The 19,233-nt window shown below is 64.2% G+C and carries 14 protein-coding genes; 10 read left to right on the top strand and 4 right to left on the bottom strand.

Annotation, left to right across the window (positions count from 1 at the left end):
• The first annotated feature begins 84 nt into the window (after positions 1 to 84).
• The 10 genes from FJ970_RS10070 to FJ970_RS10025 all read left to right on the top strand — a co-directional run bounded on the left by FJ970_RS10070 (position 85) and on the right by FJ970_RS10025 (position 14,409).
• Positions 85 to 687 carry an ANTAR domain-containing response regulator gene (locus FJ970_RS10070; RefSeq protein WP_140755834.1) on the top strand — a complete coding sequence of 201 codons (603 nt, stop codon included), beginning with the start codon at positions 85 to 87 and terminating at the stop codon, positions 685 to 687.
• A 2-nt stretch (positions 688 to 689) separates the two neighbouring features.
• Positions 690 to 1,916 carry a CmpA/NrtA family ABC transporter substrate-binding protein gene (locus tag FJ970_RS10065; protein ID WP_181178315.1) on the top strand — a complete coding sequence of 409 codons (1,227 nt, stop codon included), beginning with the start codon at positions 690 to 692 and terminating at the stop codon, positions 1,914 to 1,916.
• Between the two features lie 362 nt (positions 1,917 to 2,278).
• Positions 2,279 to 3,706 carry a CmpA/NrtA family ABC transporter substrate-binding protein gene (locus FJ970_RS10060; protein ID WP_140755838.1) on the top strand — a complete coding sequence of 476 codons (1,428 nt, stop codon included), beginning with the start codon at positions 2,279 to 2,281 and terminating at the stop codon, positions 3,704 to 3,706.
• Positions 3,706 to 4,791, top strand: coding sequence for an ABC transporter permease (locus FJ970_RS10055; RefSeq protein ID WP_140755840.1), 1,086 nt, complete (start codon positions 3,706 to 3,708; stop codon positions 4,789 to 4,791). The genes FJ970_RS10060 and FJ970_RS10055 overlap by 1 nt, the downstream gene beginning before the upstream one ends.
• 10 nt (positions 4,792 to 4,801) lie before the next feature.
• Positions 4,802 to 6,553, top strand: a complete 1,752-nt coding sequence (locus FJ970_RS10050) for an ABC transporter ATP-binding protein (protein WP_140755842.1) — start codon at positions 4,802 to 4,804, stop codon at positions 6,551 to 6,553.
• A 41-nt stretch (positions 6,554 to 6,594) separates the two neighbouring features.
• Complete coding sequence (gene nirB / locus FJ970_RS10045; protein ID WP_140756462.1) at positions 6,595 to 9,048, top strand: nitrite reductase large subunit NirB; 2,454 nt, start codon at positions 6,595 to 6,597, stop codon at positions 9,046 to 9,048.
• Positions 9,048 to 9,386 carry a nitrite reductase small subunit NirD gene (nirD, locus tag FJ970_RS10040; RefSeq protein ID WP_181178317.1) on the top strand — a complete coding sequence of 113 codons (339 nt, stop codon included), beginning with the start codon at positions 9,048 to 9,050 and terminating at the stop codon, positions 9,384 to 9,386. The genes nirB and nirD overlap by 1 nt, the downstream gene beginning before the upstream one ends.
• Positions 9,387 to 9,449: 63 nt before the next feature.
• Positions 9,450 to 10,301 carry a formate/nitrite transporter family protein gene (locus FJ970_RS10035; RefSeq protein ID WP_140755846.1) on the top strand — a complete coding sequence of 284 codons (852 nt, stop codon included), beginning with the start codon at positions 9,450 to 9,452 and terminating at the stop codon, positions 10,299 to 10,301.
• A gap of 122 nt (positions 10,302 to 10,423) precedes the next feature.
• On the top strand, positions 10,424 to 13,159 hold the full coding sequence (locus tag FJ970_RS10030; protein ID WP_140755848.1) for a nitrate reductase: 2,736 nt from the start codon (positions 10,424 to 10,426) through the stop codon (positions 13,157 to 13,159).
• A 422-nt stretch (positions 13,160 to 13,581) separates the two neighbouring features.
• On the top strand, positions 13,582 to 14,409 hold the full coding sequence (locus tag FJ970_RS10025) for a hypothetical protein (RefSeq protein ID WP_224616664.1): 828 nt from the start codon (positions 13,582 to 13,584) through the stop codon (positions 14,407 to 14,409).
• A gap of 212 nt (positions 14,410 to 14,621) precedes the next feature.
• Here the strand turns inward: FJ970_RS10025 and FJ970_RS10020 are convergent, their stop codons facing one another.
• The 4 genes from FJ970_RS10020 to FJ970_RS10005 all read right to left on the bottom strand — a co-directional run bounded on the left by FJ970_RS10020 (position 14,622) and on the right by FJ970_RS10005 (position 19,181).
• Positions 14,622 to 16,136, bottom strand: coding sequence for an aldehyde dehydrogenase family protein (locus tag FJ970_RS10020; protein ID WP_140755852.1), 1,515 nt, complete (start codon positions 16,134 to 16,136; stop codon positions 14,622 to 14,624).
• Between the two features lie 200 nt (positions 16,137 to 16,336).
• A complete protein-coding gene (locus FJ970_RS10015; RefSeq protein WP_140755854.1) occupies positions 16,337 to 17,611 on the bottom strand; it encodes an RNA polymerase sigma factor in 1,275 nt (424 codons plus the stop codon).
• On the bottom strand, positions 17,608 to 17,982 hold the full coding sequence (locus FJ970_RS10010) for a YciI family protein (protein WP_140755856.1): 375 nt from the start codon (positions 17,980 to 17,982) through the stop codon (positions 17,608 to 17,610). The genes FJ970_RS10015 and FJ970_RS10010 overlap by 4 nt, the downstream gene beginning before the upstream one ends.
• 107 nt (positions 17,983 to 18,089) lie before the next feature.
• A complete protein-coding gene (locus FJ970_RS10005) occupies positions 18,090 to 19,181 on the bottom strand; it encodes a DNA topoisomerase IB (RefSeq protein WP_140755858.1) in 1,092 nt (363 codons plus the stop codon).
• Positions 19,182 to 19,233 lie beyond the last annotated feature (52 nt).

Genomic DNA, 19,233 nt, shown 5'->3' with positions numbered 1-19,233 from the left:
GCATTCTGGGCTTAGCCACCGACCTTCCAAGGCCGGTGGGTATGCCGCATTGCACAAATTCCCGAGCATGCCCACAATGCGGCCATGATCCGAACTTCACTCGCCGTCCTGGTGATCGACGAAAACCGCATCCGCGCTTCGATAATCGAGGCCGGCTTGCGCGAGGCCGGCCATGAGCGGGTCACCGTCGTCCATGACGTCAGCGGCATAGCGCGCCGCATCGCCGAGATCGAGCCGGACGTCATCGTCATCGACCTGGAAAACCCCAACCGGGACATGCTGGAAAACATGTTCCAGCTGTCGCGTGCGGTGAAGCGGCCGATCGCCATGTTCGTCGACCGCTCCGACCAGGCCTCGATCGAGGCGGCTGTCGATGCCGGCGTTTCGGCCTATGTCGTCGACGGGTTGAGGCAGGAGCGCGTCAAGCCGATCCTCGACATGGCGGTGAGCCGCTTCAACGCTTTCTCGCGCATGGCGCGCGAACTGGAAGAGGCGCGCAGCGAACTCGAGAGCCGCAAGGTGATCGACCGCGCCAAGGGCATCCTGATGAAGTCGCGCGGCCTGACCGAAGAAGCCGCCTACACGCTGCTGCGCAAGACGGCGATGAACCAGAACCGCAAGATCAGCGATATCGCCCAGAGCCTGGTGACTGCCGCCGGGCTTCTCGGACCGGCGGAGGACGAATAGACATGGGCGCCGAGCACCAGATCACCGCTGGCTTCATGCCGCTGTTCGACAGCGCCGTCCTGGTCGCGGCCGGCGAACTGGGCTTTGCCGCGCGCGAAGGCATCGATCTCATCCTGCACCGCGAGACCTCCTGGGCCAACATCCGCGACCGCATCGCCATCGGCCATTTCGACCTCGCGCACATGCTCGGGCCGATGCCGCTTGCCTGCAATCTTGGTCTCACCCCCCTCGCCTCCGAGACCATCGTGCCCTTTTCGCTGGGGCTCGGCGGCAACTGCGTCACCGTCTCCAACGCCGTCTGGGAAAGCATGGCGGCGCATGGAGCCGTATCGGACCTCGATCCGGCACGTGCCGGCGCAGCCCTCGGTGCGTTCATCCGCGAGCGGGCGGCCGCCGGCCGCGAGCCGCTGCGCTTTGCCGTCGTGCATCCGCATTCCGGGCACAATTACGAACTGCGCTATTGGCTCGCCGCCTGCGGTGTCGACCCGGACCTCGAGATCGAGATCGTCATCGTGCCGCCGCCCTTCATGACCGATGCGCTGGCCGCCGGCCGCATCGACGGCTATTGCGTCGGCGAACCCTGGAACAGCGCCGCGGTGGCAGCCGGCACCGGCCATATCGTCACAGTCAAGGCGCTGCTCTGGCGCAACAGCCCGGAGAAAGTTATCGGCGCGCGCAAGGCCTGGGCGCAAGAGCAGCCGGACGCGCTGGCGGCGCTGCTGAGGGCGCTGCACCACTCCGCCCGCTGGTGCCAGGACGCGGCAAATCGTGGCGAACTGGCGGCGCTGATGGCACAGCCCGGCTTCCTCGGCCAGAAGGCGGCCATTGAGATGCCGATCCTGACCGGGCATCTGCAGCTCGGCGGCGGAGCACAACGGACCGTCGAGGACTTCTTCCTGCCTTTCGGCAAGGCCGCCAACTTTCCCTGGAAGAGCCATTCGCTGTGGTTCTACACGCAGATGGTCCGCTGGGGCCACGTCGCACACACTCCGGAAAACCTTGCCATCGCCCGCGATTGCTACCGGCCCGACCTCTACCGCTCGGCGCTGAAGCCGCTCGGCGTCGCGCTGCCCGGCGCCAACGCCAAGGTCGAAGGCGCGCTGAAGGTGGCGACTCCGGTGGGCTCGGCGGGTGCAAGCCTGGTGCTCGGCCCGGACGGCTTCTTCGACGGCCAGATCTTCGATCCCGATGAGATCGACGCCTATATTGCGAGCCAGTCGCACCCCTGAGCATTTGCGCGCCATTCTTGTGCATTGCACAAAATTTATGCGATCCATCGACCGGATTGGTCAATGTTTGACCTTATCCGTTGCCGGCGCGGCCGAACCATGAGTCGGCGATCCAGCTGATTTCATTAGAAATTCCTGCTGAGGGAAAAACTGGCACGGTTCCTGCTTTGAAATAAACGAGCCCTTCGCGGGCAACGGAACAGGCGTCCAACGATGGGCGCCCACAGGCAAAGCTGCCGCTCAGGTCGACACGCGATCCCGGATGTACGGACGCGAGGGCCTGGACGGCGGCTTTTTTGTTTTTGACCCGAACACGCAATCGACGGCGCTGATCCCAAGCGGCGCCCCAACCGGAGACGACGATGACGAAACGGATCGGAACTGGCACGTCCCTCAAGGATTTCACGCGCCGCGATTTTCTTGCCAGCAGTGCGCTGACGGCGGGGCTGTTCGTCGCCGCAAAGACGCTGTTTCCAATTCCGGCCCGTGCCGAAATGCTTGCCGTCGAGAAGGACGAGCTCAAGTTCGGCTTCATCAAGCTGACCGACATGGCGCCGCTCGCCGTCGCCAAGGAGCTCGGCTACTTCGAGGATGAAGGCCTCTATGTGACGCTCGAGCCGCAGGCCAACTGGAAGGTCCTGCTCGACGGCGTCATCACCGGTCAGCTCGACGGCGCCCACATGCTGGCCGGCCAGCCACTTGCCGCGACCATCGGCTACGGCACCAAGGCCGAACTCGTCACGCCCTTTTCCATGGATCTCAACGGCAACGGCATCACCGTTTCCAACGCCGTATGGGAAATGATGAAGGCCCACATCCCGGTCGCGGACGGCAAGCCCGTCCATCCGATCAAAGCCGATGCCCTGAAGCCCGTCATCGACAAGTTCAAGGCCGAGGGAAGGCCGTTCAACATGGGCATGGTCTTCCCGGTTTCGACGCACAATTACGAGCTGCGCTACTGGCTGGCTTCGGGCGGCATCAACCCGGGCTTCTATTCGCCGGACGACATATCGGGCCAGATCAAGGCGGATGCGCTGCTCTCGGTGACGCCGCCGCCGCAGATGCCGGCCACGCTCGAGGCCGGAACCATCGTCGGCTACTGCGTCGGCGAGCCGTGGAACCAGGCCGCCGTGTTCAAGGGCATCGGCGTTCCGGTCATCACCGACTACGAGATCTGGAAGAACAATCCGGAAAAAGTCTTCGGCATGACCAAGGAGTTCACCGAAAAATACCCAAACACCACGATTGCCATCACCAAGGCGCTGATCCGTGCCGCGATGTGGCTGGACGCGGACAACAACGCCAACCGGCTGGCGGCGGTGAAGATGCTGGCCAAGCCCGAATATGTCGGCGCCGACGAGGCGGTGATCGCCAATTCCATGACTGGCACCTTCGAATATGAAAAGGGCGACAAGCGCGACGTTCCCGACTTCAACGTCTTCTTCCGCCATTTCGCCAACTATCCCTACTATTCGGATGCCATCTGGTACCTGACGCAGATGCGGCGCTGGGGGCAGATCCCGGTCGGCAAGGACGACCAGTGGTATGCCGACACCGCGAAATCCGTCTACCTGCCCGACATCTATCTCAAGGCCGCGAAAATGCTGGTCGACGAGGGCAAGGCTGGCAAGGCCGACTTCCCCTGGGACAGCGACGGTTACAAGGCGCCTACGGCCGAGTTCATCGACGGCATCGCTTACGACGGCAAGAAGCCCAACGCCTATATCGATAGCCTTTCGATCGGGCTGAAGGCCAAGCAGGTCATCCAGGGCACGGAGATCGCCGGCTGATGACGTTTGCAACCGGAACAAGCGCCGCGTTGGACGTGGCCCGCGCCAAACGCAAGGAGCGTCTGCTCACGCGCATCAACGGCGCGGCGCGATGGCTGGAAGTGCTCGGCCTCGCCTGGTTGGCGCCGATATTCAGGATCGCCGCCGGCGACAATGTCGCCGAGCAGCTTGGCGAATTGAAGCGCCTGCTTGTCATCCCGCTGCTTGGCATTGCGGTTTTCCTGGCTGCCTGGGGCGTGCTCGCTCCGCGCGTGCAGACCTCGCTCGGCGCCATACCGGGCCCGGTCGAGGTCTGGCAGCAGGCCGGCGTGCTATGGGCCGACCACTGGGCCGAGCGCGAAAAGGAAGCCGCCTTCTACCAGCGGCTCGAGGCGCGCAACGCGCAGCTGGTGAGCGAGGGCAAGGCCGACCAGGTCAAGCAGCGCGCCTACACCGGCAAGCCGACCTATTTCGACCAGATCCTCACCTCGCTCGAGACCGTCGGCCTCGGCTTCCTGATCGCCACGATCGTCGCCGTGCCGCTCGGCATCGCCTCCGGGCTCTCCAAGACGTTCAACGGCGCCGTCAATCCGCTGGTGCAGATCTTCAAGCCCGTGTCGCCACTGGCATGGCTGCCGATCGTGACGATGGTCGTTTCGGCGCTCTATGTCGATCCAAGCGACGCGCTGCCGAAATCGCTGGTCATTTCCGCCGTCACCGTGACGCTGTGCTCGCTCTGGCCGACCTTGATCAACACCGCGCTCGGCGTCGCCTCGATCGACAAGGATCTCGTCAACGTCGGCAAGGTGCTGCAGCTCTCGACCGCCACGACGATCCGCAAGCTCGTCCTGCCTTCGGCGCTGCCGCTGATCTTCACAGGGCTGCGGCTGTCGCTCGGCGTCGGCTGGATGGTGCTCATCGCCGCCGAAATGCTGGCCCAGAATCCGGGGCTCGGCAAATTCGTCTGGGACGAATTCCAGAACGGCTCGTCGACGTCGCTCGCCCGCATCATGGTCGCGGTTCTGACCATCGGCATCATCGGTTTCGTGCTCGACCGCATCATGTTCGCGCTGCAGTCGGCGCTGACCTTCTCGGCCAACAGGTAGGGCGGACGCGATGGCTATTCTTGAAGTGACCGGCCTGTCGAAGGCCTATGGCGAGGGAGCCAGGCGCACCGAAGTCCTGTCCGACATCAACCTCAAGGTCGAGGAGGGCGAGTTCATCGCCATCGTCGGCTTTTCCGGCTCCGGCAAGACGACGCTGATTTCGGCGATCGCCGGCCTGATCAGCCCCGATAGCGGCGGCGTGCTGGTGCGCGGCAAGCAGATCGATGGTCCCGGTGCCGATCGCGGCGTGGTCTTCCAGTCCTATTCGCTGATGCCGTGGCTTTCGGTCTACGGTAATGTCGCGTTGGCGGTCGATGCCGTCCTGAAGGGCACGCCGAAGGCCGAACGGCAGGCGATCACGCGGGACTATATCGAGCTGGTCGGCCTTTCGCACGCCATCGACCGCAAGCCGGCCGAGCTTTCCGGCGGCATGCGCCAGCGCGTCTCGGTCGCCCGGGCGCTGGCGACGCGGCCGGACATTCTTCTCCTCGACGAGCCGCTGTCGGCGCTCGATGCGCTCACCCGTTCGAAGCTGCAGGACGAACTGGCCGATATCTGCGGCAAGGAGAAGAAGACCATCATCCTGATCACCAACGACGTCGACGAGGCGATCCTGCTCGCCGACCGCATCATCCCCCTGAAACCGGGGCCGAAGGCGACGCTCGGGCCGTCGTTTCGCGTCGACATCGAGCGGCCGCGCAACCGCGCCGCGATGAACCATGACGAGGAATTCATCCGCCTGCGCGCCGCGGTGACCCAGTATCTGATCGATGCCGGCGCCGAAGGCGGCGACCTCGAAAGTGGCATCCAACTGCCGAAAATCGTGCCGATCACTCAGAAGAGCACGCCGCCGAAAGCCTATCGCGAGGCGTCGGCCTCGCCGGTCGAGGAGCGCTATGTCGAGTTCTTCGAGGTGCGCAAGGTCTATCCGACACCAAAGGGTCCGGTCACCGTCGTCGACGGTTTCGACCTCAAGATGAAGAAGGGCGAATTCATCACGCTCATCGGCCATTCCGGCTGCGGCAAGTCGACGGTGCTGTCGATGGCGGCCGGCCTCAACGGCATTTCCAGCGGCGGCATCGTCCTTGACGGCAAGGAGGTGACCGGCGCCGGACCCGAGCGCGCCGTCGTCTTCCAGGCGCCGTCGCTGATGCCGTGGCTGACAGCGCGCGAGAATGTCGCGCTGGGTGTCGACCGCGTCTATCCCGATGCGACGCCGGCCGAGCGCAAGGACGTCATCGAATATTACCTGCACCGGGTCGGGCTCGGCGACTCCATGCACCGGCTGGCCGCCGAACTCTCCAACGGCATGAAGCAACGTGTCGGCATCGCCCGTGCCTTCTCGCTGTCGCCCAAGCTGCTTTTGCTCGACGAGCCGTTCGGCATGCTGGATTCGCTGACGCGCTGGGAACTCCAGGACGTCCTCATGGATGTCTGGAAGCGCACCCAGGTCACCGCCATCTGCGTCACCCACGACGTCGACGAGGCGATCCTCTTGGCCGACCGCGTGGTGATGATGTCGAACGGTCCCAACGCCCGCATCGGCAACATCATGGAGGTGGATCTGCCGCGGCCGCGTTCGCGCAAGGCGCTGCTCGCCCACCCGGATTACTACGCTTACCGCGAAGAATTGCTCGACTTCCTCGAAGCGTATGAAGGCGGCGCCGATCCCGATCCGGCGCTGCTGCAACAGATCAAACAGAAACGCGCGCACCGCACGCGCCGTGGCGACGGCGCGCTTTCAGTCGCGGCGGCGGAATAGGAGGCCCAAGGATGACCCCCAGGGACATTGAACTTCCCGCGATGGCAAAAGAAAAACTCGTCATCATCGGCAACGGCATGGCGCCCGGGCGCATGCTGGAGCACCTCCTGGAGCAGGCACCGGACCGTTACGCGGTCACCATCTTCAACGCCGAGCCGCGCGTGAACTACGACCGCATCATGCTGTCCCCGGTTCTGTCGGGCGAAAAGGCCTATGAAGAGATCATCATCCATGGCGATGGCTGGTACATCAAGCACGGCATCACCCTCTACAAGGGCCACAAGATCGTAGCCATCGACCGGCAGGCGAAGACCGTCACCTCGGACCACGGCGTGACCGAACCCTACGACAAGCTGGTCATCGCCACCGGTTCGGTGCCGTTCATCATCCCGGTGCCGGGCCACAATTTGCCGGGCGTGCTGACCTATCGCGATCTGGATGACGTCCGCGCGATGATGCTTGCCGCGCAGTCGCGCGCCAAGGCCGTGGTCATCGGCGGCGGCCTGCTCGGGCTCGAGGCCGCGGCCGGACTGAATTCACAAGGCATGGACGTCACCGTGCTGCATGTCATGCCGACGCTGATGGAACGCCAGCTCGATCCGGCCGCCGGCTATCTCCTGCAGCGCGCCGTGGAGGAGCGCGGCATCAAGGTTATCACCAAGGCCAACACCCAGGCCATCACGGGCAATGGCAAGGTCGAGCAGGTCGAACTGGCCGACGGCACCATCATTCCGGCGACGCTGGTGGTGATGGCGGTCGGCATCAGGCCGAACGCGGCACTTGCCAAGGATGCAGGCATCGCGGTCAACAGAGGCATCGTCGTCGATGCCGGCATGCGCAGCAACGACCCCGACATCTTCGCGCTCGGCGAGTGCGCCGAGGTGGGCGGCATGGTCTACGGGCTGGTGGCGCCGCTCTACGAGATGGCGCGTGTTGCCGCCCATCAGCTTGCCGGCGACGAAACCGCCGCCTTCGTCCACATGGACACGCCGACCAAGCTCAAGGTCACCGGCATCGATCTCTTCTCGCTCGGCGACTTCGCCGACGGCGACGATCGCCAGGAGATCGTGCTGCGCGATGCTTCCGCCGGCGTCTACAAGCGGCTGGTGCTGAAGGACGATCGCATCATCGGCACCGTGCTCTACGGCGAAACGGCCGATGGCGCCTGGTTCAACGACCTGAAGAAGAAACAGACCGACATATCGCAAATGCGCGATACGTTAATCTTCGGCCAGTCCTACCAGGGGGGTGCCCCGCTGGACCCTATGGCGGCCGTTGCAGCCTTGCCGGATGATGCGGAAATCTGCGGCTGCAACGGCGTTTGCAAGGGAAAGATCACCGGCGCGATCACGGGCAAGGGCCTGACTTCGCTCGACGACGTGCGCGCCCACACCAAGGCGTCGGCCTCCTGCGGCTCCTGCACCGGGCTGGTCGAAAAGCTGATGGTGCTGACCCTCGGCGACACCTACAACCCCGCCGCGGTGCAGCCCATGTGTTCCTGCACCACCTTCGGCCACGACGAAGTACGCCGGCTGATCAAGGCCAAGCACCTAAAGACCATTCCGGCGGTCATGCAGGAGCTGGAGTGGAAAACCTCCTGCGGCTGCGCCAAATGCCGGCCGGCACTCAACTACTACCTCGTCTGCGACTGGCCGGACGAGTATGCCGACGACTACCAGTCGCGCTTCATCAACGAGCGCGTCCACGCCAACATCCAGAAGGATGGCACCTATTCGGTGGTGCCGCGCATGTGGGGCGGCGTGACCAATGCGGCCGAACTGCGCGCCATCGCCGACGTCGTCGACAAGTTCGAGATTCCGATGGTCAAGGTTACCGGCGGCCAGCGCATCGACATGCTGGGCATCCGCAAGGAGGACCTGCCGGCGGTGTGGGCCGATCTTGGCCAGGCCGGCTTCGTCTCGGGCCATGCCTATGCCAAGGGCCTGCGCACGGTGAAGACCTGCGTCGGCTCCGACTGGTGCCGCTTCGGCACACAGGATTCGACCGGGCTCGGCATTCGCATCGAGAAATTCATGTGGGGCTCGTGGACGCCCGCCAAGGTCAAGATGGCAGTGTCGGGTTGTCCGCGCAACTGCGCCGAGTCGACATGCAAGGATGTCGGCGTCATCTGCGTCGACAGTGGCTACGAGATTCACTTCGCCGGTGCCGCCGGCCTCGACATCAAAGGCACGGAAGTGCTGGGGCTGGTCAAAACCGAAGACGAAGCGCTGGAGCATATCGTAGCGCTGACGCAGATGTACCGCGAGCAGGGCCGCTATCTCGAGCGCATCTACAAATGGGCCAAGCGCATCGGCATCGCCGAGATCAAGCGCCAGATCATGGACGATGGCGAGAAGCGTCAAGCCTATTACGAGCGCTTCATCTTTTCGCAGAAATTCGCGCAGGTCGATCCCTGGTCGGAGCGCGTCTCCGGCAAGGATAAGCACGAGTTCAGGCCGATGGCGTCGGTCGGGTTTGCGCAGGCGGCGGAGTGATGATGATGAACTGGGTATCGATCGGCAAGATCTCCGACATCCCCCGCCGCGGCGCGCGTTGCGTCGCGACACCGCAGGGCAAGATCGCCGTTTTCCGCACAGCGGACGATCAGGTCTTCGCCATTGACGACCATTGCCCGCACAGAGGCGGACCGCTCAGCCAGGGCATCGTCCATGGCGCAGCGGTGACCTGTCCCTTGCACAATTGGGTGATCTCGTTGGAGACGGGCAAGGCGCTTGGCGCCGACGAGGGCGCGGTACGCACCATTCCGGTCAGGATCGAGGATGACCGGATTTCCATAGGCCAATCGTGGGTGGTGGCGGTCGCGGCGGAGTAGCATGAGAACCTCACGTTCCGGACGGACGCCGTCCCTGTTCCTTTCAAGCAAGGAGACCTGACCATGGCATATGTCGCACCTGCGGAATTCGTGACCAAGATGATCGACGCCGGCGAAGCGAAGATATTCATGTCGACGAGGGACACTCTGATCCGCGCCTATATGGCCGGCGCCATCCTCGCGCTCGCCGCCGTCTTCGCCGTCACCATCAACGTCCAGACCGGGCAGCCACTCGCCGGCGCCATCCTGTTCCCGGTTGGCTTTTGCCTGCTGTATCTGATGGGGTTCGACCTGCTGACCGGCGTCTTCACGCTCGTTCCCCTGGCGTTGATCGACAAACGTCCAGGCGTGACGTCAGGCGGCGTGCTGCGCAACTGGGGCCTGGTCTTCATCGGCAATTTCGCCGGCGCGCTGACGGTCGCCCTGATGATGGCGATCGTCTTTACCTTCTGCTTCACCGTGGAGCCGAACGTCGTCGGCCAGAAGATCGGCGAAATCGGCGAAGGTCGCACCCTTGGCTATGCCGCCCATGGCGCCGCGGGTATGCTCACCCTCTTCATCCGCGGCATCCTGTGCAACTGGATGGTTTCGACCGGCGTTGTGGCGGCGATGATGTCGACCTCCGTGTCGGGCAAGGTGATCGGCATGTGGATGCCGATCATGGTCTTCTTCTACATGGGTTTCGAGCATTCCGTCGTGAACATGTTCCTGTTTCCCTCGGGTCTCATGCTCCACGCGAAATTCTCGATCATGGACTATTTCGTATGGAACGAGATTCCGACCGTGCTCGGAAATCTCGTGGGCGGGATAACCTTTGTCGGCCTGACGCTTTATTCCACCCATGCCCGCACCGGCCCGAAGCGTGTCGCTCCCGCGGCTCGCCTCGCGGCCGGCGCGCGCGCTGCCGCGGAATAGTCCATGGCGAAGCTGATCTGGGCCGCCGCCCTCCGTTCAGAACGGCGGGGAGCCATGGCGACATGCCGCCGCTGCCCATGCGTTCCGAGCATGGTTGTCTCCTCACCTGATTGGGTCCGTCGATGAAGGCCATGGCGCCCTTTCAGGTAAAGACCGCCTGCCCCTATTGCGGGGTGGGCTGCGGCGTGCTGGCGAAGGTCGCCGCGGACGGGCAGGTGTCCGTCCGTGGCGACCCCGATCATCCGGCGAATTTCGGAAGGCTCTGCTCCAAGGGCTCCGCACTCGCCGAGACCATCGGCCTCGACGGCCGATTGCTCGATCCGCAAATCCACGGCCGCGGTTCCTCTTGGGACGAGGCGCTCGACCTCGTCGCCTCGACCTTCTCGCAAACCATTGCCGAGCATGGTCCCGACGCGGTCGCGTTCTACGTCTCCGGCCAGTTGCTGACCGAGGATTACTACCTCGCCAACAAGCTGATGAAGGGTTTTGTCGGCTCAGCCAACATCGACACCAATTCGCGTCTGTGCATGGCGTCCTCGGTCGCCGGCCACCGCCGCGCCTTCGGCTCGGACACCGTGCCGGGAAGCTACGAGGATCTGGAACTGGCTGATCTGATCGTGCTGGTCGGCTCCAACCTCGCCTGGTGCCATCCGGTGCTTTATCAGCGCATCGCGGCCGCCCGCGAAAAGCGGCCCGAGATGAAGGTGGTGCTGGTCGATCCGCGCCGCACCATGACATCTGATATCGCCGACATGCATCTGGCGATCGCGCCGGATGGCGACGTCGCCCTGTTCACCGGCTTGCTCGCCTGGCTCGGCCAGCACAATGCGCTCGACCGTGCCTATATCACGGCCCATACGACCGGCTTTGGGCAAGCGCTGTTCGCCGCCTCGGCGCTCGACCTTGCCGGCGTCGCCGCCGCCACGGGGCTCAGCGAAGAAGAGCTCGGCCGCTTCTACAGCCTGTTTGCCAGGACGCAAAAGACCGTCACCGTCTACAGCCAGGGCGTCAATCAGTCGTCCCAAGGCACCGACAAGGTCAACGCCATCATCAACTGCCATCTCGCCACCGGCCGTATCGGCAAACCGGGCGCCGGGCCGTTCTCTGTCACCGGCCAGCCCAACGCCATGGGCGGCCGCGAGGTCGGCGGCATGGCCAACATGCTCGCCGCCCATATGGAGATCGAAAACTCCGAGCATCGCGAGCGCGTGCAGCGCTTCTGGAAGGCGCCGGCGATTGCAGGGAAGCCCGGCCTCAAGGCGGTCGAGATGTTCAAGGCGGTTGCCGACGGACGCATCAAGGCGCTGTGGATCATGGCCACCAACCCGGTCGATTCGATGCCGGATGCAGGCGCCGTCGAAGCGGCTATCAAGGCCTGCCCCTTCGTCGTGGTCTCGGACGTGCTGGCCGAGACCGATACGGTCCGCCACGCCCATGTCCGGCTGCCGGCGACGGCCTGGGGCGAGAAGGACGGCAGCGTCACCAATTCCGAGCGCCGCATCTCGCGCCAGCGCGCGTTCTTGCCGGCCCCCGGCGAGGCGCGGCCCGACTGGTGGATCATTGCCGAGGTGGCGCGGCGCATGGGCTTTGAGGAGGCGTTCGCGCATGAGACGCCGGCGGAGGTCTTCGCCGAGCACGCGGCGCTGTCAGGGCTCGAGAACGATGGCGAGCGCGATTTCGACATCGGTGCTTATGCTGGTGTCGATGGAGAAGACTACGACGCGCTAGCGCCCTTCCAATGGCCAGCGCCGAGCCCAGGCGTTCAAGCTCGACTTCACGTCGATCGAGGCGCTCACACCGAACCTCGGCCAGAGGAAATCACCCCGACCGGGCATCGATCCACACGCTTCTTCGCCAACGGCAACTTCTACACGCCCGACCGCAAGGCGCGCTTCGTCGCCCTCCGCCCAACCGTCGAAACCCGCATCACCTCCGACTTCCCGCTCGTCCTCAACACCGGCCGCATCCGCGACCACTGGCACACCATGACGCGCACCGGCAAAAGCCCGCGCCTGTCCCAGCACATCGCCGAGCCTTTCGTCGAGATCCACCCGGTGGATGCGCAGCGCCACGGCATCGGCGATGCCGATATCGCACGCGTCTCGACTCCGCGCGGCGAGGTGCTGGTCCGCGCGCTGGTGACCACGCGCCAACGCCCGGGCAGCCTGTTCGCGCCGATGCACTGGACCGACCAATTCGCCGCCAGGGGCCGGCTCGACACGCTCACGGCATCGCTTGCCGATCCGGTGTCGGGCCAGCCGGCGTTGAAGCATGTCGCGGCCCGCATCGAGAAATTCACCGCCAGGGCCTTCGGCTTTGCCGTGACACGCAAGAGACCCGCGACGATGGCCGCCGACTACTGGGCGCTAGCCAGATGCCGGGGCGGCTGGCGGGTCGAGCTTGCCTTCGCCGATGACGATGTCGACTGGACGGCATTCGCCGGTTCGCTCTTCGGTACCGCGGACGCCGAGGTTCTCGCCTATCACGACCGCGAGGCCGGCCAGCACCGCATTGCCGCCTTCGAAGGCGAGCATCTCGCGGGTGCCTTGTTCATCGCACCCGGTCCGGTCGCGGTCTCACGCGGCTGGGCGGCCGAGCGGCTCGGCGAGATCCACGCCAGCCAGCACCAGCGCTTCAGGATCGTTGCCGGTCGCGCCGGTGCCGAACGACCCGATGCCGGCGCGACCGTCTGTTCCTGTTTCAACGTCGGGGTCAACCAGATCACGGCTGCCGTGTCGGCTGGCTGCACCACCGTGGACGCCATCGGCGCCACGCTGAAGGCAGGGACCAATTGCGGCTCCTGCCGGTCCGAGATTCGCGCGATCATCCTGGCCAACCGGGTTCAGGCCGCCGAGTGAAGGCGACATGACCCGCTGGGCCGGTTTCAACTCCGGCCGGAATGTGGGATCGAACCTGTCCAACAGTTAATCCAACTTCGCGGGGTTCGGCCGTATCGGTTGATGGGGGTGAAAGATGCCGCCATGACCAGCGATTGGACGCGCCCCTGCAGACGACCGTCGCACAACGCTGCGGCTGGATTCCGCTGTTCGGCTAACGATTATTGGGAAGGAGTTCTCCAGCTATAGCAATCAGTTAGCGGAATGCGCCATATAACCATCGCCGTCGATCTGTGCCTCGGCTGGCCCTGTTCTTCGCAGTCGGTACGACTGGACATGTGCGCTGAAGACTGGAAAATGGGGACGCAACCTCGCCATCCGAGCTCATTCAAGGCATTGGGAGATCAACGCTGAATCTGGAAGACATAGCCGACCATCCGGCCTTGCACCGCTACGTTCAGGAACAGTCGCAGTCCCTGATCCGTATCTACGAGGAAAGCCCGCGGCTGGCTTCCATCTTTGCCACGCAGCAGCGCTGGCTTTTGGGCCATATCGGCCTTGCCATGCACTTCAGGCGCGACCCGAACGACCGCCGCAAGGAGCTGACCGTATCGCGTTTCATCGAGGTCGTGCACAAGAACGCGGTGGCCAGCCGCAACACGGCCGACGCCTTCATCAAGGAGATGCTGCACTACAACATCGCCGAGTATGTGGCGGGCGGGGACGGCCGCACGCATCCCCTGCAGCCGACGGCGGCCACCATAGAGCGATTCACCGGCTGGGTGACAGCCCATCTGCGCACGCTCGACCACATCGACGGCGGCGACCGGCTGGCCAGATTCCTGGAGCGGCCCGAGATGCTTGCCACGCTGCAGCCCCTGGTGGCTGACGGCCTGCTTGCGTCCAAGCCGGTGCGCGAACCCAACCAGACCTTTTCCCTATTCATCTGGCTCAACAATGGCGGCATTGTCATGGACTGGCTGATGTCGGGCATCGACCCTGATCACGCTGGCCTGGAGCGGATTCCGACCAGCGTGGTTTCGATCGGCGACTTCGCCAAATGGCTCAAGCTGTCGCGGACCCATCTCGGCCGCAAACTGCGCACGGCGGAGGAACTCGGCAGCATTGGCTGGCTTGGTCAGCGCGGCCATTCGGTGATGTGGGTATCGCACGGATTCTACGAGGAATACATGACCGTCCAGGCCGCCAAGCTGGCCGTCGTCGACACCGCCTTCAAGGCCTGTTTTCCGCCATCGCAAAGCGACGGCTGAGTCGCGTCGCGCACGAGCGCAATTTCAGGAAAAAGTGTGAAACGATTTTCGGTCCGGAGTTGCGCCAGAACAGGTCGATTGACCGGTTCCGTGTTTGCGTGGCTGCGCGACGCCGAGGACCTCGGCAGCGTCGGCTGGCTCGGCCAGCGCCCAGTCACGAAAAGCCGACGCTGGACAGGCGTCAGAAGCTGTCCAGCGTTACTGCTGCGTTCTCAATCGATGTCGAAGGAGACGCCTTGGGCCAACGGCAGCGCCTTGGAATAGTTCACCGTGTTGGTGGCGCGGCGCATATAGGCCTTCCATGCATCGGAGCCGCTCTCGCGGCCGCCGCCGGTTTCCTTTTCACCGCCGAAAGCGCCGCCGATCTCGGCCCCCGACGTGCCGATATTGACGTTGGCGATGCCGCAATCCGAGCCGTCGACACCGAGGAACCGCTCGGATTCCTGAAGGTCGCGAGTGAAGATCGATGACGACAGGCCGGCGCCAACCGCATTGTGCTCATCGAGCACGGCGTCGAAATCGGAATACTTCATCACATAGAGGATCGGCGCGAAGGTCTCTTCCGTCACGGGCGCAACCTGTTTCGGCATTTCGACCAGCGCCGGATGGACATAATAAGCATCCGGATGGCCATTCTCGACCCGCGTCCCGCCGGTTACCTTGCCACCATGGGCGGTCGCTTCGCTCAAGGCCTTCTGCATGGCATCGAACGCGGCCTTGTCGATCAATGGCCCGACCAGCGACGAGGTCTCCAGCGGATTGCCGACGGAGACGCTCTGATAGGCCTTCTTCAGGCGCGGAACCAGGGCGTCGTAGACGCTGTCATGGACGAACAGGCGGCGCAGCGTCGTGCAGCGCTGGCCGGCGGTGCCCATGGCCCCGAAGGCGATGGCGCGCAGCGCCATGTCGAGATCGGCGGTCGGGCACACGATGCCGGCATTGTTGCCACCCAGTTCCAGCACCGCGCGCGCAAAACGCTTGGCCAGGCGTGGACCGACATCCCGGCCCATGCGGGTCGAGCCGGTGGCCGAAACCAGCGGCACCTTCGGATGGTCGACCAGGATTTCGCCGACGGCGCGGTCGCCGATCAGCACCGGTGCCAGGCCTTGCGGCGCGTCCGCGCCGAAGCGCTTGACCGCACGCTTGAAGATCGCTTCGCAGGCAAGCGCCGTCAGCGGTGTCTTCTCGGAAGGTTTCCATACCACTGCATCGCCGCAGACCAGCGCAAGCGCTGCATTCCATGACCACACGGCGACCGGGAAGTTGAAGGCTGAGATGACACCAACGACGCCGAGCGGATGCCAGGTTTCCATCATGCGGTGGCCCGGACGCTCGGTGGCGATGGTCAGACCGTACAATTGCCGGGACAGACCGACGGCGAAATCGCAGATGTCGATCATCTCCTGCACTTCGCCGAGCCCTTCTGAGGGGATCTTGCCGACCTCGATCGACACCAGCCGGCCAAGCTCGGCCTTGTGCGCCCGCAGTTCCTCGCCCAGCAGCCGCACCAGTTCGCCACGCTTGGGACCCGGCACCAGCCGCCATGACTGGAACGCCTGGTGGGCGGCATCGATGGTCTTCGCCGCATCGGCCGGCGAGATCGTCTTCAGCGCCGCGATCTGCTCACCCGTCACCGGGCTGCGCACGATCAGGTCACCGCCGTCAAGCGCCTCCTTGGCCACGCCCAGTTTCGCCAGAAGCTCGGCCGTTTCCTTCGCTATCGTCATTTTTTGTCCCTTTCAGATCCCGCCGCTCGTATGGCGGGGTCAACGCCTTGCGCCATGCCTTCCCGGCGCCATCGCGGCTGGAAGGGGCTATCATGGCGTGCCATTACCTGTTTCAGGGGAAAATCGCCACCCCGGCATGGTCCAAGCCCAAGCTGCACGATTGAGCCAGGCGACCTTTGAGCCGACCGGACAGAGCGCGCTCAGTTTGCCTTTTTCGCCGGCGCGCGCACGGCACCGTCCTTGATCAGACGGTCGATATGCATGCGGATATGGGCTGCTTCCGCCGCCGTGTTGGCGAGCGCAATGGCGCGGTCGAAGGCGATGCGCGCCTCCTCGCCCCGGTCGAGTTGCATCAAGAGCCCGCCCTTGAGACCGAAGAAATGGAAATAGCCAGACAGTCTCTGTTCGAGCGGCTCGATCATCGCCAGCGCCGCTTCCGGTCCGCGCACCTTGGCGACCGCGACCGCACGGTTGAGCGTGATGACCGGCGACGGCTGCATCTGTTCGAGCAGGCCGTAGAGCAGGTCGATCTCCACCCAGTCCGTGTCCTCGGCCTTCTCCGCTCGCGCATGGAGCGCTGCGATAGCCGCCTGCACCTGGTAAGGACCGGGCTTGCGGTGGCGCAGGGCCTTGTCGACCAGCGCCAGCCCTTCGTCGATCATCTTGCGACTCCATAGGCTCCGGTCCTGGTCCTCGAGCAAAACGATCTCGCCATCGCCGTCGAAACGAGCCGGTGCGCGCGCATGCTGCAGCAGAAGCAATGCCGTCAGCCCCATGATCTCCGGCTCGGTCTGGAAAAGTCTGAGCAGCAGCCGGGCCAGCCGGATCGCCTCTTCGCAGAGCGGCGCGCGGGCCGGCGCCTCGCCGCTGTTGGTCGAGTATCCCTCGTTGAAGATCAGGTAGACCATGGACGCGACCGCAGCTAGCCGCTCGGAGCGCTCGACCGCGCCCGGCGTCTCGAACGGCACGCCGGCGTCCGCGATGCGCGCCTTGGCACGGGTGATGCGCTGCTCCATGGCGCTCTCGCCAACCAGGAAGGCGCGCGCGATCTGCTTGACGGTGAGGCCGGAGACCACGCGCAGCGCCACTGCGATCTGCTGCGTTGCGGGCAAATCAGGGTGACAGCAGATAAACAGCAGCCGCAATATGTCGTCGCGGTAATGCGCGCCGTCGAGCCGCTCGGCGATGTCGCTCTCGGCATCTTCCAGATCTGAGATCTGGTCCTCCTCCGGCATCGGCGCCTGCTTGGCGCGCTTGCGCACTGCATCGATGCCGCTGTTGCGGCCGACAAAGATCAGCCAGGCCGCCGGATCGCGCGGCGGTCCGTTTTGCGGCCAGTTCTTGATTGCCCTGAGGCAGGCGTCCTGGAAAGCTTCCTCCGCGGTGTCAAGATCGCGAAAATAGCGCAGCAGCGCGCCCATCGCCTGCGGGCGGGCAGCGCTGATCGCGGAGCTTATCCAGGCGAGTTCAGTCATGCTGGAATCCTGGTCGGAAGGAACACCGATACCGGCCGGATCTCATAGGAACCGCCGCTCGGGTTGACCTCGGAAAGCTCGCGGGCGAATTCGACGGCCTCGTCGAGGTCGGCGCAATCGAGCGTGTAGAAGCCGAGGAACTGTTCCTTGGTTTCGGCGAACGGCCCGTCGATGACCAGCGATTCGCCTTTCACTTTTCGCAGCGTCGTTGCCGCTGTTGTCGGCAAAAGCCGCGCCACGGGCCCAAGCCGGCCGGCGTTGGCATACTTCTCCTGAACGCCGAGGAGGTCGGCCATGACCTTGTCGTCCTGTTCCTTGCTCCAGGAGCAGACGACATCTTCGGAGGCGTAGCAGAGGATGGCGTAAAGCATGATCGGTCCTTTTCTGTATCAAAGGACGAAACAGTATGACCGATCCCGACACGGCGTCGATAAAAAAATCCGGCAGCCGTGGATTTGGTGTTCGTCCGTCGCCCGAGTTAGCTTTCGTGTGTTTTTAGCCATCTCAGCACGAGCGCTTCCTCCTCATCGAGACCGTTTATGGACCGCCTGCGCTTGTTGGCTTCCGCCATTTCGGCAAGCAGCCGTCCCTGCGACCAGGCCTCGAAAACCTGCGGGTGGATATAGCATTTGCGGCAGACCGCACGCGTATTGCCCAGCCGTGTGGCCACCTTGTCGATGACGTCGTTCATGACCCGCTTTTGCCGTGCCTGGCTTTCAGGCAGTTCGGTCTGCGCAAACAGCGACGCGGCGTGGATGGTGCCGCCCCATGTGCGAAAATGCTTCGAACTGAACGCGTCGCCGGCGGCGTCCCGGATGTAGCGGTTGACGTCGTCGGAGCGGACCGGGAGTCTATCGTCTCCCTCGTCGAGATACTGGAACAGTTTCTGGCCCGGCAGGTCCTGCGCGCCCCGAACGATCCCCGCGATGCGGCGGTCGATCAGCTTCAATCTCCATTCCTTGCCGGACTTGCCCTTGAAGGCGAAGCGCAGGCTCGACCCCTTGATGTCGACATGCCGGTCCCGCAATGTCGTCAGGCCGAAGCTCTTGTTGTCGCGTGCATAGGCCGCGTTGCCGACGCGGATCATCGTGTTGTCGAGCAGCCAGACCACTGCGGCGACCACGCGTTCGAGCGGGAGGCCGTGACGGCGCAAATCGCTGTCGATTCTGCGCCGAAGGTCCGGCAGGCTTTCGGCGAAAGCGACGAGGCTCGAATATTTGGCACGGTCGCGCTCCTCGGCCCATTGTGGATGATAGCGATACTGCTTGCGCCCCCGTTGATCCCTCCCGGTCGCCTGGATATGTCCATTCGGATCGGGCGAAATCCAGACATCGGTCCAGGCCGGCGGGATGACGATCGCCGCGATGCGCGCCCTGGCGGCATCGGAGACCGCTTTCCCGCCCGGTCCCTTGTAGGCAAACCCCTTGCCAGCCTTCAGCCGGCGGATACCGGGCTCGGCATCGCTGACATAGGTCAGCGCGGTATCCCTGGCGGGAATCTGTGCTCCATTCTTGGATACGCTATCCCCATCGGCCAATCGGCTATGCGACGATCCGGTCCTCTGCAGCATGTAAGCTCCACACGAAATACGCGTAGATAAGCTGCGGGCTGACGGCTGGTTC

The sequence above is a fragment of the Mesorhizobium sp. B2-1-8 genome (genome assembly GCF_006442545.2).
In the GTDB taxonomy this organism is placed as follows: Bacteria; Pseudomonadota; Alphaproteobacteria; order Rhizobiales; family Rhizobiaceae; genus Mesorhizobium.
This window is presented reverse-complemented; position numbering and strand designations above follow the sequence as displayed.

Coding starts and splice junctions, on each gene's coding strand:
- FJ970_RS10065 (WP_181178315.1), top strand. CDS start 690: ATGGGCGCCGAGCACCAGATCACCGCTGGCTTCATGCCGCTGTTCGAC.
- FJ970_RS10035 (WP_140755846.1), top strand. CDS start 9,450: ATGGCATATGTCGCACCTGCGGAATTCGTGACCAAGATGATCGACGCC.
- FJ970_RS10060 (WP_140755838.1), top strand. CDS start 2,279: ATGACGAAACGGATCGGAACTGGCACGTCCCTCAAGGATTTCACGCGC.
- nirB (WP_140756462.1), top strand. CDS start 6,595: ATGGCAAAAGAAAAACTCGTCATCATCGGCAACGGCATGGCGCCCGGG.
- nirD (WP_181178317.1), top strand. CDS start 9,048: ATGATGATGAACTGGGTATCGATCGGCAAGATCTCCGACATCCCCCGC.
- FJ970_RS10055 (WP_140755840.1), top strand. CDS start 3,706: ATGACGTTTGCAACCGGAACAAGCGCCGCGTTGGACGTGGCCCGCGCC.
- FJ970_RS10050 (WP_140755842.1), top strand. CDS start 4,802: ATGGCTATTCTTGAAGTGACCGGCCTGTCGAAGGCCTATGGCGAGGGA.
- FJ970_RS10010 (WP_140755856.1), bottom strand. CDS start 17,982: ATGCTTTACGCCATCCTCTGCTACGCCTCCGAAGATGTCGTCTGCTCC.
- FJ970_RS10020 (WP_140755852.1), bottom strand. CDS start 16,136: ATGACGATAGCGAAGGAAACGGCCGAGCTTCTGGCGAAACTGGGCGTG.
- FJ970_RS10015 (WP_140755854.1), bottom strand. CDS start 17,611: ATGACTGAACTCGCCTGGATAAGCTCCGCGATCAGCGCTGCCCGCCCG.
- FJ970_RS10005 (WP_140755858.1), bottom strand. CDS start 19,181: ATGCTGCAGAGGACCGGATCGTCGCATAGCCGATTGGCCGATGGGGAT.
- FJ970_RS10030 (WP_140755848.1), top strand. CDS start 10,424: ATGAAGGCCATGGCGCCCTTTCAGGTAAAGACCGCCTGCCCCTATTGC.
- FJ970_RS10070 (WP_140755834.1), top strand. CDS start 85: ATGATCCGAACTTCACTCGCCGTCCTGGTGATCGACGAAAACCGCATC.